The sequence below is a fragment of the Micromonospora sp. WMMD1155 genome (genome assembly GCF_029581275.1).
Taxonomy (GTDB): Bacteria; Actinomycetota; Actinomycetes; order Mycobacteriales; family Micromonosporaceae; genus Micromonospora.
The window spans coordinates 7288956-7309312 of record NZ_CP120742.1; the positions used below are offsets into that span (position 1 = coordinate 7288956).

The window sequence follows — 20357 nt, forward strand, 5'->3', positions numbered from 1 at the left end:
TTAGTCCTCGCGTCGGAGACCATCTATGCAGCCCTGGATGAGGGCGGACGCGTCGCGAAAGTCGAGGTCGAAGAACTCGCGGTCCTTACGCACGCGGTAGGGTGCCAGTCGATCGTGCAGCTCAGCCTCTACTGACGGAGCATCCGCGACCACCCACAAAGCGCGCACGCCATACGGGATAACGACGCCTGTCGCCCGGTTGATCTCCTTCACCCGCTCCTCGACGGTCCGCTCGGTGTAGCCAATCTTCAGCATCCGAGGCTGCTCGCGAGTCGACAGCACGTAGATGTAGCCGGCTCCTCGCGGTTCACGTGGTTGTTCTTCGACGAGTCCAGCGAGATGGACCTGCACGTTCGCGTCAGTCAGGAGCGTGAGCTGATTCGCAGCGGTGGCATCGTCGCCGTCATTGATGGCGGTCCGTAGGCGACTGAGCGCATCACCAACTTGTAGGCAGCGCTTACGTCCGGGGCGGCCCAGCTGTTGCCACACGGTGAACCAGTCCCACTGGTCCTGCTTGTGACAGCGCGAGTAGAACCCCTTGACTTCCGACAGGGCCTCCAGCAGTGGCGGGCTGGACTCAATCGGCCCGTTCTGGAGGTAGCTCAGCACGGCCGCTACCGACTGACGTCGTTTCTGCTGGACCTCGGGCTTGACGGGGGCCATCCCGAAGCCCCACTTCTGCACGACCTGCACGCGATGGTCTCGAACTGGAGATGCCACGACCGCCTCCTCCTCCCGTAGCTTCATGCGCCGCCGGATGCGGCGATCCCGGCCACCTCAGCAGCGGCCGGAATGAGCGGGAAGAGTATCCAACATGGCTCACTGGCCGCCGAGCCGGAGCCCGTGCGGAAGACCGGCCGTCCGTGCGCGGCGGGGGCCCAGGAGCCCACAGGGCCGGATGTCGGGCTACCAACCGATGGGGTCAAGGGCATCGGGAAGCTTGGCGACGATGTCGCCGTGCCCCTCAGATCAGTCGCGCGGGCCAGTGACCGTGAGAGCTTGGATTGCGGCTGCAGCGTTATTGGCCGCGAGCCAGCCGGCGGGGTTGCCACAGTCGTGGTACTGGCCGGTAATGGGTTGGATCAGTACGTCGTGATCGCGTGCGAAGGCAGCGACGGCGTCGGTGGCCTGATACTCGCCGTTAGAGGCCGGGGTCAGCTTCTGGAAGTAGGCCACCGCGTCGGCGGGTAGCAGGGTGCGGCTGATGTTGATGTACGCGGTCGGTTCGCCGTAGCTGTCGGGCTTCTCCAAGAGCTCGTCGAGCAGGTGGTGGCCGGCTGCGGCGGTGCGTGGGTGGAGGATGCCGTATCGGTGGGCCTCGGCGCCCGGCACCGTAGCGGCGGCGAGCGCGGCCGGTGTACCAGCGGCGGCCCGGGCAGCCGCGAGGTCGGCGAGGTCGGATCCACCGTCGGCGCGGAGGAGAAGATCGTCCCCGGCGACAAGGAGGAAATCCTCGTTGCCGATGAACTCGGCGGCGATGATGGCAGGCAGCGCGGTGCCGTACCGGTCGTCGCGGGGCTGCTCGAGGAACGTGAAGTCGGCCTGGTGGTGTAGATCGGCGAGAGGCGCGTACTTGTCCTGCCAGCCTCGTGCGCTGAAGTATGCCTTGAGGTCGTGGTCCTCGCTGAGGTAATGGCGCACCTGGCGGCCGGCTTCGCCGGGGGCGGTCACGATCGCGATCTCGCGGGCACCGGCTGCGATGCAGTCGGCGACCGCGTAGGCCAGGACCGGATGGTTGAGGATCGGCAGCATGGACTTGTTGATCGTCTTGCCGATCGGAAAGAACCTGCTGCCCATGCCGGCAACAGCGATGACGGCCTTCACTGACTCGCCTTTCGGTCGGAGGTGCACCGGCCGTCAGGGTGTTGCGACGGTGAGCCGGGACGCGTATGCCCAGTTTACGGTCTGTCGGTCCAGATTCATGGCACATGGAGCACGCGCAACGAGCGGGGACCGCCGGCGGTTCAGTGCCGGCGGTCCGCGGCATCGCATTAACGCGGGGTGGACGGCATGAGCAGGGTGGTGGGAGGACGCTCGGCGGCGGCTGCGGCCAGGGAGCCAGCGTGACGGATCCGGTCCCACGTCGGCGTACGGCGAAGGTCGGGATCGAGACCATGGTGCAGTGCCTGCCGGTAGACGGCGTTCAGCATGGCGTCGTAGTCCCGCGGGGTTCCCCGCGGGCCCTCGACGTACTGGTGGAGAGCGGCGATCCCGACCTCGGCCACCGTGTAATTGCTTCGCCGAATGGCGGCGAGCAGATCGCTGTCGAACGCCAGGCTCTGGTCCGTGACGAGAGGCAGTGCGGCGCGTAGGGCGGCGACAGGGAAGGCTTTGAAGCCGGCCTGCGGGTCGGTGGTGTCGAGTTGCAGGAGGTCCCGGACGGCTCGCTGGTAGAGCAGAGCGGTCGGGACCGGGCCAGCGGGCGGGTAGTAGCCGTGGGAGTCGGGTCGGCGGCGGGAGCCGACGACGACGCCAACGGTGGGCTGGTCGAGGGCAGCGATGTGGAGACCGAGTTGGTCGAGCGGGTAGGTCAGGTCAAGGTCGGTGTAGGCCAAAATGGTGCGACCGGCACCGGCGAGTTCGGCAAGACCCCACAGCACGGCGCCACCCTTGGCGCTGCCGTCGTCGGGGCGAGCCGTGATGGTCACGCGGATCTGCGGGTGATTGGTCTGGATCGTGTGGGCGGCTGCGCGGGCGGATGCGCAGTCGGTGCTCTCGTCGACCAGCAAGAGATCGGCGCGGGCGTCGGGGTGCGCTGCCAGGAGCCAGCCCAGTTGGGCGACCTTGGCAGCAAGCGCGTTGTCTCCGTTGAGGACGCGCGTTAGGCGTTGCGTCTCGGCGCGCATCGGCACGACGATGCCGAGGTCGGCAGGAACGGCCCGGGCCAGGAGTGCGGCCTTGGACCGGGCGGCCTTGATGGCGGCGATCAGGCCTGTGACGTGCAGGTCCGCAGGGATGCTGTCGCGGCGGTTCTTGGCAAGGCCGTGCACGAAGGCGATGAGGAGTCGGTCGTCGTAGTGCGGGAGAGGGCTGTGTGTCTGGTGGCCGGTGAGGTGGTTCGCGACAATGTGCAGCAGCATGCGACCGGTCGGGTCGGCGGCCCAGCATTCGTCAGGGGTGGGTGGGACGTCAGCTCTCGGCCAGGTAGTACGGACGTGTTCGGCGAGCAGGTCGTAGCCGGTCACCAGGGCACGCTGGGTGTCGTCCCAGCGGGCACCGTCGTCGGTGGCTTCGGCTGCCTGCCACGCCTCTTCCCAGCCGCTCTGGTGGGTGCGGGTGGTGCGGGCGGCAGTGACCTGCTGCCAGCGGCTCCGTACGGCGGGCCAAGCGCAGGGGAGGTCTCCGCCGGAGGCGAGAGTATCGGCAGCATCCTCGGTCATGGCGAGGGCCTGACTAGCCTGGGCGGGGGTGTCGGCAGCCGTTGTCATCGCGTCGAACCAAAGCTCGGCGGCCAGCGTCAGTCCGGCGGTGTGGTGGGCCAGGTCGCGGACCGTCTGCTCGCGCCGCGCGATCAGCCCGGCGCGTACCCGGTGGCGGCGGGCACGGGTAAGAGCGGCGGTGGCAGCCAGGTCGACCTGGGCTGTCGGAGCGTGGCTGGCGCGGGCATCGAGCAACGCGATCAGCCCCGTCTCGGCCGGATCGCTGAGCGTGTCTGCGTCCAGCAACGGGGCCAGAAGCTCGCCAAGGACGGCTGGATCCGCAGCTGCGGCGGACTCGCGGAAGCGTTCGCCGCTCAGATAGGTGTCGTCGACCGATGCGGGCTGGTGGGCCAGGGCGGCGACAGTACGAGCGAAGGTGTGACACGTGCCGGGCGCGGCGGCGTCGGGGAAGAGCCTGCCTCGTAGGGTGCCCGTTGCCCGTTTGGCGTCGGGCCGGTGCGCGGCCAGCAACGCGAGCGAGGTGAGTGGCAGGTCTGCGCGGTCGTCGAGTGCTCGGGCGACCCGGTCCGCGACTGGCATTGCGGTGATCGACAGCAGCGCGCGTACGGTGGCTGGCTCCGGGTCGGCGGTCGTGGCCAGGAGCACGGCGAGGTCGGCGTGCTCGGCGTCGAGGCGGTTCAGCAACGGGGACTTGGCCAGGGGCGCGAAAACCCGGACTGGGGTGGGCCGGGCGGCGGTCATCGCGTGAGCCTTGCGGCGACGAGTTCGGCGGCTTGCCGGGCGGTGTGGACCGGGAAGAGCAGGTTCTGGCGCAGGAATGTCCGCTCGAACTGGCTCAGTGGGGCGTGGATGACGGTGGTAGTAGAGGTGATATCCACGCGGGCATCGGGGCGGCCGATGCGAGCGAGCAATTGTCGTACCGTCTCCTCCTCCGGCGGCTGCGCTGCGGCGCAAATCTGGTGCTGCGCAGTGGGACAGCGCAGGCGGCAGTTGGTGGTCGGCAGGTCGTAGTGGCCGTTGTAGTCGGGGATGTAACTGCCGCGTTCCACCGCACGACCACACGAGGACCTCTTCAGTACGGCGGGACGGCAGTCCGCGGGCACATCGGCGTACACCTCAGCGAAAGCGGCCATGATCCGCGCCTCAGTGTCGGCAGTGAGCAGCTTTTTGCCTGGCTTGAACGTGCCCGTGGGCAGGGGCAGGCCGTAGCTCATGAAGCTGTGGACGTGGTCGTCGGCGAACTTGAGCCCACCGAGGACCACGGTGCGGGCACCGGCGTCTTTGAAGGTCTGCCAGACGTGACGCAGGTGCGCGTCAGTGGTGTTGAGTCCTTCGGCGATCGGTCGGTAGTACGCCAGCACGTTGATCTTGTCGGATTGCAGGATGCGGCGCAGGAAACGCAGCCGGCGTTCGCGGTTGGGCGGCTCGATCGACTCGGGCATGGCGGCGTAGCAGACGTTGACGTCGAGATCGACGTGCACGAGGGACTCGAGACATTCGATCTGCTCATCGGACAGGGCGTACTTGGTGATGCACGAGACCCGGTTGGTCAGCCCGAGCTCGTCGAGTAGCTGCAGTGCGTGCCAGGTCCGGGGCCAGAGCTTCGGCAGGAACGCCTCGGACGTGGACATGTGCAGCCCGATGGGCGTGTGGTGCGGCGTGAACCACGGGTGGGAGAGCAGCCGCGCGACGACGTCCTCCGGTTCGAGGAAACCGGTCGGCTCCCAGGAGCCGAGGTAGCCGTCGACGGTGTCGCCTTCGCGCCGGTAGCAGTACGCGCACATCAGGGGGCAGCCGATGCCGAAGTCAGCCGACATGCCGCCCTTCATTTGCGAGATCATGTAGCTGGTGTTCAACCCGTCGGGACCGGCTGCTGCCTGGCTCGCCGCGATCTCCTCCACAGTGGCGATCGGCGCGAACCCGGCCGGCAGCACCGACTTGAACGCATGTGGAGCGTCCGGGGTGCCGACGACGCCGGGCCACGCGAAGGTGCAGCGCAGCGCGAAACCCAAGACGTCGCTTTGGTCGGCGTCGAGACCGTGGGTACGGGTGAGGGGCGTCACCGTGCGGGTGGGTAGTTCCTGCAGTGGGACCCGGCGGCCGGTCGGCTCATGCAGCAACCGCCCGGTGAGGACCTCGGTCACGGCGCGCTGCAGCGGCCCGTCGGCGAGCTGCCGCGCCGCGTCGACAACCGGATAGGGGTCGGCGATGTCGAGTATCGCTTGCAGGGCGCGGGCGACCTCTGAGCGGGCCTCGCTGCGAAGTAACGATGGAGGGTCGGTGACGGTGAGTGCGCTGGATAAGCTGCTCACAGCTACTCCTCTGCTGATCCGATGATGGAGCGGGAAGGGTCGGGCTGGATCCATCCGTGGGGAGCACGGACATGCGCGCGCCGGCCGGCGTCGATGAGCGCGGCGAGATCGTCGGGGTCGATGGGAATGCCGCTTTGGCGGGTCCGGTCGCGGTAAGACCAAGCGCGGTCCCCGGGCATCCGGGCGCCCTGATCGCGCACCTCGCGGGCAACGGTGGCAACTCCGGCGGCGAGCGAATCGCCGATGCCGAGGCGGCGAGGGTCGACAGCTACGACCAATAGGCCGCGACCGTCATCCCCGGCCGGCAACGGGGCGCTGCCCGTCAACGCGCCAACCAGCAGCTCTAAGACGATCGCTAGGGCCTGGCCGCGCTCACCCGGTGGCAGCAAGACCGCAGCGAGTTTCGGGTCGTGGGCCGCGAGTCCATCTGCGCCGAGGGCACACCCGTCCGGCAACATCTGTCGATCGCGAGCCAGCTGCTGGACTCGGCCCCAGGAAGTCGCGGCTGCGGCCAGGTCCACCAGTACGGGACGTTGCGGGTCCGCGCCTGGGACGGCAACCGCGATTGCGCTACTGCCGAGTACCGGCCTGCTGGTGCCGCCGTGCAGGGCCACGCTTTGCGCCGACGCCTGAGCGGCGGCCACACCCACCAGCCCGCGCCGGGCCAACTGCGCTGCAGGGATGCCGAGCGCGCCGACATGACCGGTCCGGCGAACGGTCACGGCGGCGACGCCGCAACGCCGAGCGCGCAGCATTACCGCGGTGACCGCTAAGCGGGCCGCTACCGGTCCCGGGGCCAGGTCTGCATCCACCACCAGGATCGCCTCCCCGCCGGGTACGGTCCGGATCAAGGGACGCGGATTCAGGCGCCCGGTGCGGAGCTTGTCCAGGTAGTTAGGGGCCAATCGACTGCCGTGGCCGGGGATGCCGCGAAGGTCAGCCTCCACATGGGCGTCGGCCATCACCCTCGCCCCCGGTCGGTTCATTCCCGCTGCCTCGTACAGGCACTGCAGGAAACCGGCGAGCTGGCCCGGTGGCACCCGAGTCACCATGACGCACCGCAGACCGGTAAGGCGCCGTGGGCGCGGCCGCTGCTGCACAAAATTCGGGCCAACGCCGCGGCAGAGGGCCGGTGCGGGCTGAACGCGGCCACCAGCACGGGCGCGGGTGAACCGAGCAGGTCGTCCACGTCGCCGAGCGCAGCCTGGACAACTGTCCGTCCGAGTTCGGTCAGCCGGGTGGCCTCCCGGGCAGCCCCACTCAGACCCGCGGTGGTGGTGCGGGTGTCGTAGCCGTAGACGACTACCGGACCAGCTGTCGGCACCGGGGCACCGACAGGCACCTGCAAAATACGGTGGTGCGGGGCGAGCAGCGCCGGCAGATAGTCCGGCGCGTGGCGGGCACTGTCAGCCCGACGCTGTCCGGCGTCGGGCACCCTCACCAGTGCCAGCACCTTGCCGGGCGGCACGTCCAACGGAAGGAGACGGGTGCCGCGCACCACCGTTACCGACCGGTCGGCGACCCGGTCAGCCGCCCTCCAGGCTGATGCGTTCGCCTGCTGCCAGGTCGGCCGGGCGGAGCCGGGCGTCAAGCCGTACCGGCGGTGCAGAGCCTGCACACGGGCCACAGCCGCGCCGACCCGTTGACGGTCGATCACGCCGTGCTCGACAGCGTCTATGAGCGCCTGCACGACCTCCGCCCGACGCCGAACTGCGGCGGCCCGCTCGGCCGGCTGCTTGCTCCGGCGGGAGACCTCCGAGTCCAGCATCACGATGTCGACGCCGGCCGCCACCGCCGCGACCGCCGCCCGGGTCAGGCCACCGAGCGGCTGGTGCACCGCTCGGATCGACAGGTTCTCGCTCACCGTTACACCGTCGAAACCCAGCTCGTCGCGTAGCACGCCGAGCACGCGCGGCGATGCCAACGCGGGCCGATTGTCAAGGGCAAGGACGGTATGACTGCCAACCATCACGCATGCCACTTGCGCGTCAATCGCCGCACGGAACGGCTGCAACGCACCTGGGCCGAGCCGGTCAACGACCGGCGCGACGTGATGGGGATCTGCGCCGACTCCGCCCAGACCCGGGAAATGCTTGGCGGTCGCCGCCACGCCAGCCGCCTGCAGTCCGCGTACGAAGGCCGCCGCCAGCAGCCCTACCTGCTCAGGATCCGACCCGAAAGCGCGGGTACCGACCGCAGTAAGCGCTGGCCACGACGCGGTGTCACAGACCGGAGCCAAATTCCACGTCAGCCCGACCGCCCGCAACTGCTCACCGATCGCCAGGCCCGCCGACTCGGCTAAGCCCTCGTCCCTCGCCGCACCGAGCGCCAGGTTCCCGGGCAACTGAGCGACGCCCTGCCAGTCCAACGCGTTCAACCGACCACCCTCCTGATTGACGCTCAGCAGCAGCGGAAGGGAGCGTGCCGAGCTGCTGCTCGCCGACTGAGTGACCTGGCGCAACTGAGCTGGGCTGGTGACAATGCCCTTACTGATCCGGCCCGGCTCAGAAGCGGCCTCCTGGTGCGGCAATTGGACGGGACCGTCGAGACCTAGCGACCTCCGCCCAGGACGGACCAGCAGGTCGATCTGAGCGGCGAGGGCGGAATCGGTTCCGCCCGATCGCCCGGGTGCGCTGGGTGGCATAGCGGCTCTCCCTTGCGGCTGGGGTCGGCAAGCGGGCGTGGCCCAGACGACCGGCACGGCGACCCAAGGTCCGGCGGTATCCATTCACAGAAGCTGAGGCGATGCTGGCGCCCGTCCCCGTCGCGGCCGATGCCAACTGGCGCAGCCCTCCAACGACCAGGGGTACGCCGGCTCCGCGCTCCACCGCATGTTCATGGGGCGTACGAACAGGGTGGAGCTGACGGGAGGTCAGCGCCCCGTTCTCAACGCTCCCCCTTGGAGTCGTAAGAGTGAATCCCCGGCATGCGGACGAAGCAGATGTCCGCATGGCCCGCGCTGACAATGCGGATCACTCACCGACGATGTTTGGCGTGCTTGGTTGCGTCTTGCCGGACCGTGAGTGACCCTATGTGCGCGATGTCCATGCCGCTCGATTCCATTTGATACGGGAGTGGCCTGAGGAGGCGGTGTCATGGGTCAGACCCCGCGGGCGCTGCAGCCGTCCTTATCCGAGCGCCACTTCTTCGGTGCCGAATTACGCCGGATGCGGGAGCGGGCCGACCTCTCCCAGGCGCGGCTGGGCGCCATGATCCGCTTCAGCGCTGATCTGGTTCAACGGGTCGAGACAGCGGACCGATTTCCCTCCCGGGAGTTCGTCGAGGCATGCGACAGAGCGCTGGCGGCCGACGGCGCCTTGATTCGGCTGCTGCCGCTGCTAGGGAAGAGGCCGAATAGCGAGGGCGAGCCATCGGTGTCCTCACCGGCCGGCGATGCAGGCGTCGCCAACCTGCTGCGTACCTACTCGGCGCGACCGTCGGGGACGTCTGAGATGGTCATCCGGGTTCCGTTTCAACCAGGGGTCCTTGATCGTGCCGCCCTGGACTGGCTGAATGCCTCAGCCGGTCCCCTCCTCTCCGTGACCCGGCGGCCTGGCTCGCCTGATCAGGTCCGCGAAGAGGACATCTTCTCCGCTGAGACGGCCCTTGAAATGTTCCGGCAGTTGGACCACACGCACGGTGCTGGACGAGTCCACGCTCAGGTGCAGCGATACATCGAGGATGAGCTGAACCGGTTGCTGGCGAACCCTCCCGCCTCGGAAGCAATCGGTCGGCGCTTGTACACGTTGGCGGCTGGCTTCTTCGAGCTGTGTGGCTACCAGGCGGTCGATACCGGTGCCCATGGTCTCGCGCAGCGCCGCTACCTACGCGCGTTGCGGCTGACGCAGGCCGCCGACGACCGCCTCTACGGCAGCTACCTGCTGGCTGTAAACATCGGCCATCTCGCGCTGCATTGCGGTCACCCCGAGCCGGCCCTGCGGATGGCGCTTACGGCGGTGCGAGGCGGTGAGGGTCTGGCGACGCCAGCCGTCAAGGCAGGGCTACACGCCGTGGTGGCACGCTCGCACGCCCGACTCGGACGTGAGGGCGAGTGCCTCAGGCACCTCGACATCGCGGAGGGACATCTGGCCCGCAGCCGGCCTGAGGACGAGCCGACGTGGATTCGGTACTTCACGACGGCCTATCTGGCGGACGAGATGGCCCATTGCTTCCATGACCTGGGCAGACCGCAGCAGACTCAGCAGCACCTGGCTGTCGCGCTTGCCGCGTTGAGTCCCACGCACGTCCGTCGTCTTGCCATCGACACCGCGCTACTGGCCTCGTCGTTGGCAGCCGCCGGCCGCATTGATGAAGCGTGCGTTGCTGGCCGAGAGGCGGTAGATCATGCAGCGAAGACCGCCTCGCACCGTTGCTTGCAGCGCGTCGTCGAGGTCCAAGCGGACCTTGAGCCCTACCGGTGCGAGCTAGAGGTTCGTGAGTTCGGCGAATACGTTCGCCATCAGCTGCCGCTCGCGGCAGTGCGACCGCCTCGACTGGCCGCGGCAGCTGCTATCGCTTCCCGGTAGTGGGCCAGTTCCGCCTCCAGTGCCGCACCCGCCCGCTTGGATGTTGCCACGTAGTGGCCGATGTCGGAGAGGAGTAGAAGCTCGTGAGGGATACCGCGAGCCTCCAGTTGATCGGCAAGCTCCCGTACGTCCTCGGCCACGGCCACTTCATCGGCAGTGCCGTGAATGAACAGCACAGGTCGCTGAACGGCAGCGGCATCGACTCGCCCGGCGCCGCCGCGAAGCCGCATAGCGTGCGCACGCTGGAATCGGGGCACAGTCTTGGTCCACCGGTCAGGATCCACGATCGCTGAAACGGCGGTGGCAGCAGCGAATGGACCATCCTGCGCCACCGCGTGCAGCGCGGTGTATCCGCCGGCGCTGGCACCGCGGATGAAGACCTGTCCGGGAAAGGGCTTGTCCTGCCGTCAGGATCTGGTTCGCCACTGCTGCGCAGTCGTCGACGTCGTCCAGGCCCCACCGGCCATACAGGGATTCCCGGAAGGCTCGGCCGTACCCCGTGCTGCCGAGATAGTCCACGTCTACGATAGCGAATCCACGACTGGTGAAGAACTGCGCCTGCCAGTCCAGGCGCAGCAGGCAGGATGCGGTTGGCCCAGGGTGTGCCCGAACGATCACGGGAGCCCGCCACGACGCCGGTGCGCCCGTCGGTGGATACACCAGCGCCAAGATCTCACGACCATCTTTGACGCGGACCCGCAGCTCTGTCGGCGTCGACACCTGCACCCGGGCAAGCCCGGCATGCTCCGATCGGGCAAGCACCTCCACCTGCGGGTCGTCATCGGCTAGGTCAACGAGCGCAATCTGGGGCGCCGCCGTTGGTGACGAACCGATCAACGCCACCGCCCTACCCAGCGCGGCCAGATAGGGCTTGATCGACGTGTACGGCAGATCCACCTGTCGGACGGCGCCGCAAGTGTCGATGACAACGAGTCGGTGTCGCGGCCCCTCCTGCACTGCCACGACGATTCGCCCGTCGTCGAGGAAGTCGTATGACGCGTAACCCAGCTCCCACGGCTCTGCGGCGCACTCGCCGGCGATGGATGCCACCGCCTCGACCTTGTCTCCATTCCAGCGGAACAGATTCCACCAGCCGCTGCGGTCTGACATGAAGTACAACGCGCCATCGGGTCCCCACCGAGGCTCGATCGCTGACTCGTCGGCACCGCCGGCGACCTTGACCGGTGCCTCAATGCGCCCATGTGATGAATAGGGCGCCACCCATACCTCGCAGGCATCCCAAGGCATGTCGCGCTCGCTCCATGCACACCAGGCCAGGGAACTCGGACCTGGCCTTGGTGCGCTCAGGAAGCCTCTGCTCGCGACGAGGGTTCTCAGCTGTCGTGCACCCGTAAGTGAGAACGCGATCAACTCGTCGCCGTGGTCCGACTCTCGCACCGCCAGCAACTCGCCGTCGCCGAGCGTCAGATCTCCCAAGGACACCCGGCTGACCAGGTCGAACTCACCGCCATGACGACCCTCGTACAGGCCACCTTCGCCGACACACCACAACGACTCCCCGGCGACGGCGAAAGACCCACCACCGTACGCGTGAACGGTGTTGATGACGTTGAATCCCCCCGGGCTGGCATCGAGCTTGCCCTCGCCGGCCCGCCAGCGCGTCAACGTCGTGACCCCACCAGCGTCCGGACGGGTTTCCAACCAATAGAGCATGCCGTCAGAGACACGAAGCTGGTCGTAGCTGACAGACGCGCTGACAGCGTCTGCCAACGAGACGGCGGCGTCAGGATCCGCCACTTGCACGGCCCTCCTCGAACAACTCTGGCATGTCCCCGCCCGTCGCCGGACCGGCCGGGGCGAGTGTCCCTCGGACATCGGCGACTCTACGCCGGGCTTACCTGCCCCGGCCGGACATCTCCTGCCGAGCTGCCCGCTGGCCGGTTCGCGCGCAGAGCCCTCTCCATGCGGACAACTCCTCTGTCCGCATTTCCGGTATCGACCCGGCCAACCATTCCGAGCGACCCTCTCGAGGTGGAAAGGCCCCGCAGGTCTGACCGGCAGCGACTGTCCCGCCCGAACAAATACGAGATGATCGGAATGGCTTCGATGCAACTGCAAGAGGAATTGATGCGTTACGGCTACCGCCAGGAATTGAGCCGCCGTTTGCGTTTCCGGGACCTGCTTGCCTACGGCCTGGTGTACATGGTGCCGATCGCGCCGATGGCGATCTTCGGCAGCGTGTACGCCGGCTCCGGCGGGATGGTGGCACTCGCATACGCGGTCGGTGTCGTGGCGTTGGTGTTCACGGCGCTCTCGTACGCGCAGATGGTGAAGGCGTTCCCGATGTCGGGCAGCGTCTACAACTACGCCGGGCGCGGCATCAGCCCGCCGGTCGGGTTCCTCGCCGGCTGGGTGATCCTCCTGGACTACGTCCTCGTACCGGGGCTGTTGTACCTGGTGGCGTCAGTGGCGATGCACGCCACGGTTCCGTCGGTGCCGGTCTGGTTGTGGCTGCTCGGCTTCGTCGCGGTCAACACGATCGTCAACTCGGTTGGCATCCGCATGACGGCGGCCGTCACCCGGGTGATGCTCGTCGGCGAGCTGATCGTCTTGGCGGTCTTCCTAGCCGTCGCCGGCTGGGCCCTCGCGACCGGGAAGGGCCGGTTCAGCTGGGACGCGTTCTACAACTCCGACACGTTCACCTGGTCTCTGGTGGCGGGAGCGGTGTCGATCGCCGTGCTGTCCTTCCTCGGTTTCGACGGCATCTCGATGCTGGCCGAGGAAACCAAGGGCGGCTCCCGGCAGATCGGGCGCGCGATGGCCGCGGTCCTCGTACTGGCGGGTGTGCTGTTCGTCGCGCAGACGTGGCTGGCCGCGATGCTCGTCCCCCAACCGGGCAGGCTTCTCGTCGAGGGTGATCCGAACGGGACCGCCTTCTACGACGCCGCCTCCATGGCTGGCGGGGGGTGGCTGGCGACGGTGTGCGCGGTCGCGACGGCGATCGCGTGGGGGCTGCCGAACTCAATGGTCGCGCAGGTCGCCACGTCTCGGCTGCTGTACGCGATGGCCCGGGACCGGCAGCTGCCGGCATTTCTGGCGAAGGTGTCGATCCGGCGTAACGTGCCGATCAACGCCACGCTGCTCACCGGCGCGGTGTCCCTGGCGCTGGGCCTGTACATGGCTACCCGTGCGGATGGGATCACCCTGCTGTCGTCGCTGATCAACTTCGGGGCGATGGTCGCGTTCCTCGTCCTGCACGTCTCCGTCGTGGTGCACCACCTCATCCGGGAGCGCAGCGGTAACTGGTGGGCGCACCTGGTCATGCCCGCCGTCGGCTTCACCATCTTGGTGTGGGTGGTCGTCAACGCCAACATCGCCGCCCAGCGCCTCGGCCTGGCCTGGCTCACCCTCGGGATGGTCGTTCTGGCCGGCCTGTACCTGTCCGGCCGCCGGCCTGCCCTCTCGGGGTTGGCGCCCGCGCAGCCGCAGGCACGTCACGTGGAGCGGGTGTGACCGGCATGGACACGTTCACCTACCGGCCCGCCCGGGACGAGTTGGCGTACACCTTCGGCGGTCGGATGCCGGTGGCGCACGTGCGCGGCGGGGACGTGTTCACCGTCGTGACGGAGGACTGCTTCGGTGGTCTCGTGAGAGGGCCGGCGGACCTACCGTCGCAGGTGTGCCGCATGCCGTACCTCAATCCGGTGTCCGGGCCATTCTTCGTCGAGGACGCCGAGCCTGGCGACACCCTTGCCGTCCACCTCGCCGCTATCGTCCCCGCGCGGGACTGGGGTGTGTCCTCGACGTTCCCACATTTCGGGGCACTGACGTCCACCTCCCACACCGCCACCCTCCAGCCGCCGCTTCAGGAGCGGGTGTGGGTGTACGGCATCGACCGGCAGGCCGGGACCGTCCGGTTTCAGGCCACGCGCAGCGACCACATCGTGGACCTGCCACTGGACCCGATGATCGGCACGATCGGTGTCGCCCCCGGTGCGTTCGAGGCCCGCTCCACACTCGTGCCCGACACCCACGGCGGGAACCTCGACACCCCGCACCTGCGCGCCGGCACCACCCTCTACCTCGGTGTGAACGTTCACGGGGCGATGCTGGCCCTCGGCGACGGGCACGCCCGCCAGGGCGAGGGCGAGGCCTGCGGCGTAGGCGTGGAGATCGCCACGACCACCACCCTCGCCATCGACGTCATCAAAGGCGTCACCACACTCCCGCCCCACCTCTCGGTGGGGCGTGCTCGAAAGCGGTTGGGAGGCGCCGCCCGCACGAGCGGGGACCGTGGAAGCACTGCTCCTTCCACACCGGGTTCGGTTTCGTGGTGAGCACGGACCTAAAGCCGGACCGAGTCACCACCCGTACCGGGCGGCGCCCGAGACCGCTCGCGCACCCCGGCTGGCATGTCGGAGGGGTGATCGGTCTCGTGACCGCCAAGAGCCCGTGTTGGGCCCGGTTCCCCGGGGCTGACCGGCAACGCTGGCCAACCGTCACCCAACGGGTCGCCTGGTCACTGGCCGGGCCACGCCCGCAGGGACGTGCGGCGAACCGGCTTGGCCGGACGGGTACGCAGCCTGACGTGGGCCAGTTCCCCGGCGCGGATGGCGTCCACCAGCCTCGACTCAGCCCGGTCGCGCCAGTGCGAGGCCAACTGTCCCGCGATGCCCCACCGGGCCGCCGCCGCCTGCACCGATGCGCCTTCCAGCCGCGTCTCGGCGATGATGTTGGCGTCGTCGGCGTCGATCACCCCGATCGCCACCGCGCGGGCCAGTACGAACTCCGGGTGATCCCACGGCTGCAGCGGGGTACGCGGCCCGGGCGGCTCGCTGTCGAAGGGTTCGGTGGTGACGTCGGCGTATCGCACCTTCAGGCCCGCCCGCCCGGCAGCGTCGAGCATGCGCGGGAGGATCCGCGGTTGGTCGACGTCCACCCGGCGCATCAGGCGGTCCCAGAAGGTCCCCAGAATCTCCGCGTCGATATCGTCGCTGTCGCCCCGGTAACCCCGCGCCAGCCCACCGGCCAAGGCCCGCAGGCCGGGCATCGCGAGGCCGACCGCCCCCAACCCCCAACCGGGGCCGTCTTGGCGCGACCGGACGACGAGTTCCCGCCAAACCAGGTCGCGGACCCCTCGCGAGGTATCCCGGTCGAGGAGGAACCGCTTCAACTCGTTCAGAGACATCAGGCGGTCCGGGCAGCCGTCGAGCTGGCAGCCGTCGAACTGAAGAGTCGTGGGCGGGTGGACGAGCAGGTCGAAAGCGCGCTGGGCGGAGTCCAATGGAGACTCGGGCCATTCGGAGAAGGAAGGCATCGCGATACTCCCGGTGTGCGGCGGGCTGCCGCCGGCGGCGGTAGCTCTCGAGGCACATCCACACACGCGCACCCAACGCGACCCCGGCGTTCACCGATGCTCCACGACCTCAGAGATCGGCACGCGCACGTTTGTTGTCCGCAGGCCAGAACGCTGGACCGCCTGTTGGCCTCCAGGACGCCACTCTTCGCGGGACCCCGCACGGAGATCGCCGACAGGGTCTCTTTCGGCAGCTCAAGAGTGCTGTTGGCTGGCGTTGGGTAAAAATTTTGCCAATGGGGTGCGTCCGGCTTTCCGCTGCGGAGATCGGCGCGGTTCCCCGGGAGCCTCTCTGCCGCGACAAATGTCCTCGCCGTGGCGAGACGTCCAGCCCAGCGCCCGGGGTCCCACGGATCTTGGTCATTCACGTACCGTGGTCCTACCTCGCCGTGGCGGGCGAATTACGGAAAGCGTTGACGAGCAGGAGGCCGGGGGCGAATGCAGCACGGCAGCAGGCGTGAACGCCCCGAACTGGCAAGCCTGGATTTCCTGGGCGACGATTCCGTCCTGCGCGAGCAGGCCGATCGTGCGCTGCGCGAGACGGGACGTGAGCTGCGAGCCGCGGACTGCTCCGGAGCGGACCACTCCGGCTCCGTCCGCGTGGTGGTCGACACCCAACGAGAGGTCTCGGCTGTCACGATCGCTCGCGACTGGCGCAGCCGCCTCGGCCCCAGCGGGTTCGCCGATGCGCTCTTCGAGGCGTACGCCGCCGCCGTGCAGGCTGCCCTCGAAGCGGCGGCGCTCCTTCATCTACAGACGCAGGAGAGAGATCCTGCGGCGTCGGGTCAGGAGCCGCTCGACAGGAGCCCCGATCGGGACGTCGACGAGTACACGTGGCTGCGCGACACCTGGCGAACACTGTCCGACCTCGACGCGGATTTGGACGCTGCGGCGCGGCGGACCACGCGGACGGACGAGTCGAGCATGTCGAGCCCAAACGGCTGCCTGACATTGCGCATCCGCGGAGGCGGCATCATCGGCATCACCGGCGACGTCCGGCGGATCGCACGGGCAGACGCGGGCCAGTTGCAGTTCGAGGCCCGTTCCCTCTTCCGCGCGTTCGAGCTGGCCCGCGCCGGACGGACTGGACTCGTGAGGTAGTGAGATGGCTGACCTGAACGTCATCACCGATTCGCTACGCGATGAGGGAAGTAAGTGGCTGACGCTGTCCGACCGCGTCGCCGCCATCAAGGTCGCTGCAGAGCAGCTCCACCTCGACCCGTCGGCCTTCTTCATCGGTGACGCGAACGTCGTCGTCCACTCGCTGGCATACAGGGATTTCCACACCTTCATGGTCGGCGTCCTGGATGGGGCGGTGACCGAATTCGAACAGGTGGGTAAGGCCCTGCGGCATATCGCCGACGAGTACGACCGGGCCGACGAGGTCGTCTCACTGGACCTCAACAAGATCTACAAGGCCTAGTGACCCAGCGCGCGACGTTCGGAGAGGGCACGGAGCACCCCATGCAGCCAGGCACCACTGATCTCGAGTACGGGGAACCGTTCAACAAGGCGTTCGACCACATCCGCTCCGGCATCGACACAGCGATCGCCAAGTTCAATGAGATCGTCGAGCAGGTACAGCAGTGGAAGTGGCTCCTCGGACCCGCAGCACTCTTGTGGATCAAGCACAGCCTGGACAGCACCAAAACGGCACTGAACGCCGTCCTCGACCGCGTCGAGCAGGCCCTGGAGCATCAACTGCCGGTGCTCTCGCTGATCGAGGTCAGCTTCCGCTGGGTCAACGACGTGAAGACCCCGGTCTCCGAGCTTTCGTCCGCCACCACCGACCCCGCCAACGAGAACCTGCCCAAGTGGACCGGCGACGCCGCGAGTGCCTACAACGCCAAGGCACTCAAGCAGAAGGCCGCGGTCGACGAGTCCGTCGTCAAGTCCGAGTTCATCAGCCAGTGGCTGTTCACGATCGCCAAGGCGAACGTCGACTACGCCGTAGAACTCGCGAAGATCGTGACGGGCCTGGTCGGCAAACTGGTACAGGCAGCCGGTGAAGGGGGAACCGTCATCGACCTACCGTGGGCCATCTCCACCCTCGCCGAGTCGGTCGGAGAGCTGGTCACTGCCGGCCTGGACGTTCTGCTCACCATCGGTCAGCGCTTCGTCGACGCGCTGGGCAACGTCCGGGACATCGCGACGCAGGTCGGCGATCATTCGAAGCTGCCCGGGGGGCGGTGGCCGGAGGCCGTCCGGGGATGACCGACGAGGGCATCACACCGTGGGTACGGCCGCCTGGGTCGCTTTGAGCAACGTCAGCGCCTTCGACGCGAGTGTTTCGGTGGCGGCGTATGAGGTTCCGCCGACGGCCAACCAGACCTTCACCACCAGGTTGCCCGTGCGCGCGCGGACCATGTACTCGGCGTACTTGAAGCCAGGCTCGGACCGCCGTGTGAAGGCCTCGGCCTCGTCGCCCACGCCGGTGATGACGCCGGCGGGAGTCATCACCGTCACCTGCGCCGTGGCCCGGTAGAGCAACCGAGCCTCCTGCTCACTGACAGGCGTGGACGCCTCCACCCGCAGATTCGCCTGATACCCGTCCTTCGTCCGCATCTCGAACAGACACGACGCACCCGGCTGCCCCAGCGGCGGCTTCGGATCGGTACGGGCCACCGTCAGGGACAGCTCCGCCAACGGCCGAAGATCAGTACGCTTGCACAACTCCAGATCCTGAGCGCGATAGCTGGGGCCGGCCGAGGCGGTAGGCGCGGTGGAGGCAACGCTGCTCGTGGCCGGCCCGGCCGTCGGCGCACTCAGCGGAGCCGAGGCACCGTCACAGGCGGCAGCGGCGAGCACCGCAACGAGCGCCACGACAAGACGAGAAACACCGGCCAGCGCAGACACTTCTCGAACATACCGGCTGCGCGGCTGGCAGACTGCCCGAGCGACGAGCCACTATGGTGCCGGGTATGCCCGCAGCAGAGACCCCGGAGCACATCGCCCGGACCCGCATGGTCACCGCCCGGGCGGTCCTGCAGGGCCAAGCTGATCTTCGGACGTACCCTTATCGTCTCTTGGCGGTGGTCTCCCACCACGGCGTCAGCGGCGAGAAGGTCAGCGAAGCGGTTGCTGCCGCCGAGGTCCTCGGCCAGTTCGGCTGGGACCTCGTCAACATCTCAGAGTTCGCCTCCAACAAAATCGTCTACGCCTTCCTGCGGCGACGGTGAAGATGACTCCCGGACCCTGCTGACCTGACGTGGCTGAGCAGGTGAGCGCCATCGGACCGTAGCGTTCCGTGGATCTGCTGATCGCACCACTGGCGTGTTGAGCCGCCCAGCGATCTACAGGAGGTTTAACGCTCACCCGGAGCGAGGCCCGGAGGGGGGGATGCGGTGGAACGGGCCTTCGACAGGCCAGAACCGATGGCTGTCCTTGCCCGCAGGTCGCGTTGGACGCCTGCGATCGGCCCTACGGGCCCCTTTCCAGTACGAGCACGGCGCGGTGACCGAGCAGTCGGGAGCCTCGAAAGTTTGGCGCGCGGTCAGTTGAACGCCGGAAGGGCTACGACTGCGGCATGGGTCGAGGTTGCTCCCGGCGTGCCGGACGGATCAGAGGAAGTCCCGCCAGAACGCCACCGTCGCCTTCGGGTTCCAGCGCTGATCTGTCCTGTCCATACCCGTGCCGCCGAACTCCTGATGGACGTAGTCGAGCAGGTCCATGCCGTAGTAGATAATGTCGGTCTCCACAATCGAGAGGACTGGGTGCCCGACGGTTCCACGCCCGGCGGGCAGGAACCGATGTCCGTAGACGGGTACCAGCCGTGGCGCCTGCGCAAGCTTGAGCCGCGCGGTCTCCAACGCCTCATCTCGGCCTGCCGGCCGATCGCCCCAGGTGTCGTGCCATACCGCGTTGTGTTCAACGTCGAAGAGCACCCCTTCCACGGGCCACTCCAAGCGCTCACGAATGGCACCGGGGTCACCGTTGCGCCAGTCCGGCCAGGGCCTCTCCCACGCATAGGACACGCCCTCCTCCGGCTCGAACGGGACGTTCAGCGGCAGCCCCGCCGCAAGGAACGCGCGATGGTCATTGGCGAACTCAAAGCCGTACGTCCGCTCGATGCGATCGAACTCCTCATCCGTCAGGCCCGGCGCGATCTCACAACACCCGGTCTGCACGAGTCGACGCGCCGCCTCCATGCCCAGTCGAGCACCATCACCCTTGATCACGTCGGCACGATAGTGCTTCGGGCCGGCCAGGATGAACCGATATCGTGCTGCCGTGACCAGCTCTGCAGGGCGTCCGCTGCTCTTCCTCGATGTTGACGGACCCCTCATTCCGTTCGGTGGACCGCAGCAATACCTAACTTGCGAGACGGGCACTGCACCACGAGAGACCAGCTCGAATCCGCTTCTGTGCAGGATCAATCCCGAACACGGACCCCGGTTGACGGCGCTACGGTGCGATCTGGTCTGGGCCACGACATGGATGGACGACGCGAACGAGACCATCGCGCCGCGGATCGGTCTGCCGCAGCTGGCGGTGGTGATCTGGCCGGAGCCGACCGACACCGACGAGCAGGACGAGCGGAACGGGCTGCACTGGAAGACCCGCGCCCTCGTTGATTGGGCTGCAGGCCGCCCCTTCGCCTGGGTCGACGACGGAATCACGGACGCCGACCGAGCCTGGGTGTCAGCACATCACGCCGGACACGCCCTGCTTCATCGCGTCGATCCCCGCCAGGGTCTCACTGATGCTGACTACGCCGCACTGATGGACTGGCTACGCAGGATTCGTGACACACCGCCGCGTGGTGCGGCGTGAATCCCCAACCAGATTGGGTGCCGCGACACGCCGACGACTCAAATCGACA

The 20357-nt window shown here is 67.9% G+C and carries 18 protein-coding genes and 1 pseudogene; 8 read left to right on the forward strand and 11 right to left on the reverse strand.

The features are described from left to right. The 6 genes from O7617_RS33160 to O7617_RS33185 form a co-directional block, all read right to left on the reverse strand. Positions 1–747, reverse strand: coding sequence for a GIY-YIG nuclease family protein (locus tag O7617_RS33160; RefSeq protein WP_282260588.1), 747 nt, complete (start codon positions 745–747; stop codon positions 1–3). Between the two features lie 222 nt (positions 748–969). Continuing rightward, entirely contained in the window at positions 970–1824 is an 855-nt protein-coding gene (locus O7617_RS33165; RefSeq protein ID WP_282260589.1) for a sugar phosphate nucleotidyltransferase, read from the reverse strand. A gap of 167 nt (positions 1825–1991) precedes the next feature. Then, positions 1992–4121, reverse strand: coding sequence for a hypothetical protein (locus O7617_RS33170; protein ID WP_282260591.1), 2130 nt, complete (start codon positions 4119–4121; stop codon positions 1992–1994). Then, positions 4118–5524, reverse strand: coding sequence for a hypothetical protein (locus tag O7617_RS33175; protein WP_282260592.1), 1407 nt, complete (start codon positions 5522–5524; stop codon positions 4118–4120). The genes O7617_RS33170 and O7617_RS33175 overlap by 4 nt, the downstream gene beginning before the upstream one ends. A gap of 170 nt (positions 5525–5694) precedes the next feature. Continuing rightward, positions 5695–6744 carry an Ldh family oxidoreductase gene (locus tag O7617_RS33180; protein WP_282260594.1) on the reverse strand — a complete coding sequence of 350 codons (1050 nt, stop codon included), beginning with the start codon at positions 6742–6744 and terminating at the stop codon, positions 5695–5697. After that, positions 6738–8420: a glycoside hydrolase family 3 N-terminal domain-containing protein gene (locus O7617_RS33185; RefSeq protein ID WP_348774162.1), complete on the reverse strand. Its 1683-nt coding sequence runs from the start codon at positions 8418–8420 to the stop codon at positions 6738–6740. Before O7617_RS33185 ends, O7617_RS33180 begins: the two co-directional genes overlap by 7 nt. 367 nt (positions 8421–8787) lie before the next feature. Between O7617_RS33185 and O7617_RS33190 the strand changes: the two genes are divergently transcribed. Next, positions 8788–10218 carry a helix-turn-helix transcriptional regulator gene (locus tag O7617_RS33190; RefSeq protein WP_282260598.1) on the forward strand — a complete coding sequence of 477 codons (1431 nt, stop codon included), beginning with the start codon at positions 8788–8790 and terminating at the stop codon, positions 10216–10218. On the opposite strand, the gene O7617_RS33195 is transcribed toward O7617_RS33190, so the two are convergent. Both O7617_RS33195 and O7617_RS33200 read right to left on the reverse strand, forming a co-directional pair. Then, a complete protein-coding gene (locus O7617_RS33195) occupies positions 10152–10550 on the reverse strand; it encodes a prolyl oligopeptidase family serine peptidase (RefSeq protein WP_282260600.1) in 399 nt (132 codons plus the stop codon). The two genes, O7617_RS33190 and O7617_RS33195, sit on opposite strands and share 67 nt — an antisense overlap. Continuing rightward, entirely contained in the window at positions 10492–11976 is a 1485-nt protein-coding gene (locus tag O7617_RS33200; protein ID WP_282260602.1) for a prolyl oligopeptidase family serine peptidase, read from the reverse strand. Before O7617_RS33200 ends, O7617_RS33195 begins: the two co-directional genes overlap by 59 nt. Before the next feature lie 309 nt (positions 11977–12285). Between O7617_RS33200 and O7617_RS33205 the strand changes: the two genes are divergently transcribed. Together O7617_RS33205 and O7617_RS33210 are read left to right on the forward strand one after the other, a co-directional pair. Continuing rightward, entirely contained in the window at positions 12286–13692 is a 1407-nt protein-coding gene (locus tag O7617_RS33205; protein ID WP_282260605.1) for an APC family permease, read from the forward strand. Then, positions 13689–14402, forward strand: a pseudogene (locus O7617_RS33210) (acetamidase/formamidase family protein); the annotation flags it as partial. The gene O7617_RS33205 and the pseudogene O7617_RS33210, both read left to right, overlap by 4 nt. A gap of 296 nt (positions 14403–14698) precedes the next feature. Here the strand turns inward: O7617_RS33210 and O7617_RS33215 are convergent. After that, entirely contained in the window at positions 14699–15496 is a 798-nt protein-coding gene (locus O7617_RS33215) for a hypothetical protein (protein ID WP_282260606.1), read from the reverse strand. Between the two features lie 477 nt (positions 15497–15973). Between O7617_RS33215 and O7617_RS33220 the strand changes: the two genes are divergently transcribed. Genes O7617_RS33220 through O7617_RS33230 form a run of 3 tightly spaced genes read left to right on the forward strand, consistent with a single transcriptional unit; the run spans position 15974 to position 17749 of the window. After that, positions 15974–16636 (forward strand): hypothetical protein, encoded by a 663-nt coding sequence (locus tag O7617_RS33220; RefSeq protein WP_282260607.1) that lies wholly within the window; start codon positions 15974–15976, stop codon positions 16634–16636. Between the two features lie 4 nt (positions 16637–16640). Beyond that, positions 16641–16958: a hypothetical protein gene (locus tag O7617_RS33225; RefSeq protein WP_282260609.1), complete on the forward strand. Its 318-nt coding sequence runs from the start codon at positions 16641–16643 to the stop codon at positions 16956–16958. Continuing rightward, on the forward strand, positions 16958–17749 hold the full coding sequence (locus O7617_RS33230) for a hypothetical protein (RefSeq protein WP_282260611.1): 792 nt from the start codon (positions 16958–16960) through the stop codon (positions 17747–17749). The genes O7617_RS33225 and O7617_RS33230 overlap by 1 nt, the downstream gene beginning before the upstream one ends. A gap of 12 nt (positions 17750–17761) precedes the next feature. Here the strand turns inward: O7617_RS33230 and O7617_RS33235 are convergent, their stop codons facing one another. Continuing rightward, positions 17762–18391: a hypothetical protein gene (locus tag O7617_RS33235; protein ID WP_282260612.1), complete on the reverse strand. Its 630-nt coding sequence runs from the start codon at positions 18389–18391 to the stop codon at positions 17762–17764. A 65-nt stretch (positions 18392–18456) separates the two neighbouring features. On the opposite strand from O7617_RS33235, the gene O7617_RS33240 reads away from it, so the two are divergent. After that, entirely contained in the window at positions 18457–18714 is a 258-nt protein-coding gene (locus tag O7617_RS33240) for a transcriptional regulator (RefSeq protein WP_269679776.1), read from the forward strand. Positions 18715–19095: 381 nt separating this feature from the next. On the opposite strand, the gene O7617_RS33245 is transcribed toward O7617_RS33240, so the two are convergent. Continuing rightward, on the reverse strand, positions 19096–19683 hold the full coding sequence (locus O7617_RS33245) for a hypothetical protein (protein WP_348774209.1): 588 nt from the start codon (positions 19681–19683) through the stop codon (positions 19096–19098). An 82-nt stretch (positions 19684–19765) separates the two neighbouring features. Between O7617_RS33245 and O7617_RS33250 the strand changes: the two genes are divergently transcribed. Continuing rightward, positions 19766–20308: an HAD domain-containing protein gene (locus tag O7617_RS33250; protein WP_282260615.1), complete on the forward strand. Its 543-nt coding sequence runs from the start codon at positions 19766–19768 to the stop codon at positions 20306–20308. Positions 20309–20357 lie beyond the last annotated feature (49 nt).

Bases quoted from the DNA above. Each gene is read 5' to 3' on its own strand.
- O7617_RS33160 (WP_282260588.1), bottom strand. From the start codon at position 747: ATGAAGCTACGGGAGGAGGAGGCGGTCGTGGCATCTCCAGTTCGAGAC.
- O7617_RS33245 (WP_348774209.1), bottom strand. From the start codon at position 19,683: ATGGAGGCGGCGCGTCGACTCGTGCAGACCGGGTGTTGTGAGATCGCG.
- O7617_RS33185 (WP_348774162.1), bottom strand. From the start codon at position 8,420: ATGGATACCGCCGGACCTTGGGTCGCCGTGCCGGTCGTCTGGGCCACG.
- O7617_RS33180 (WP_282260594.1), bottom strand. From the start codon at position 6,744: ATGGTGACTCGGGTGCCACCGGGCCAGCTCGCCGGTTTCCTGCAGTGC.
- O7617_RS33220 (WP_282260607.1), top strand. From the start codon at position 15,974: ATGCAGCACGGCAGCAGGCGTGAACGCCCCGAACTGGCAAGCCTGGAT.
- O7617_RS33225 (WP_282260609.1), top strand. From the start codon at position 16,641: ATGGCTGACCTGAACGTCATCACCGATTCGCTACGCGATGAGGGAAGT.
- O7617_RS33205 (WP_282260605.1), top strand. From the start codon at position 12,286: ATGCAACTGCAAGAGGAATTGATGCGTTACGGCTACCGCCAGGAATTG.
- O7617_RS33190 (WP_282260598.1), top strand. From the start codon at position 8,788: ATGGGTCAGACCCCGCGGGCGCTGCAGCCGTCCTTATCCGAGCGCCAC.
- O7617_RS33240 (WP_269679776.1), top strand. From the start codon at position 18,457: ATGCCCGCAGCAGAGACCCCGGAGCACATCGCCCGGACCCGCATGGTC.
- O7617_RS33170 (WP_282260591.1), bottom strand. From the start codon at position 4,121: ATGACCGCCGCCCGGCCCACCCCAGTCCGGGTTTTCGCGCCCCTGGCC.
- O7617_RS33215 (WP_282260606.1), bottom strand. From the start codon at position 15,496: ATGCCTTCCTTCTCCGAATGGCCCGAGTCTCCATTGGACTCCGCCCAG.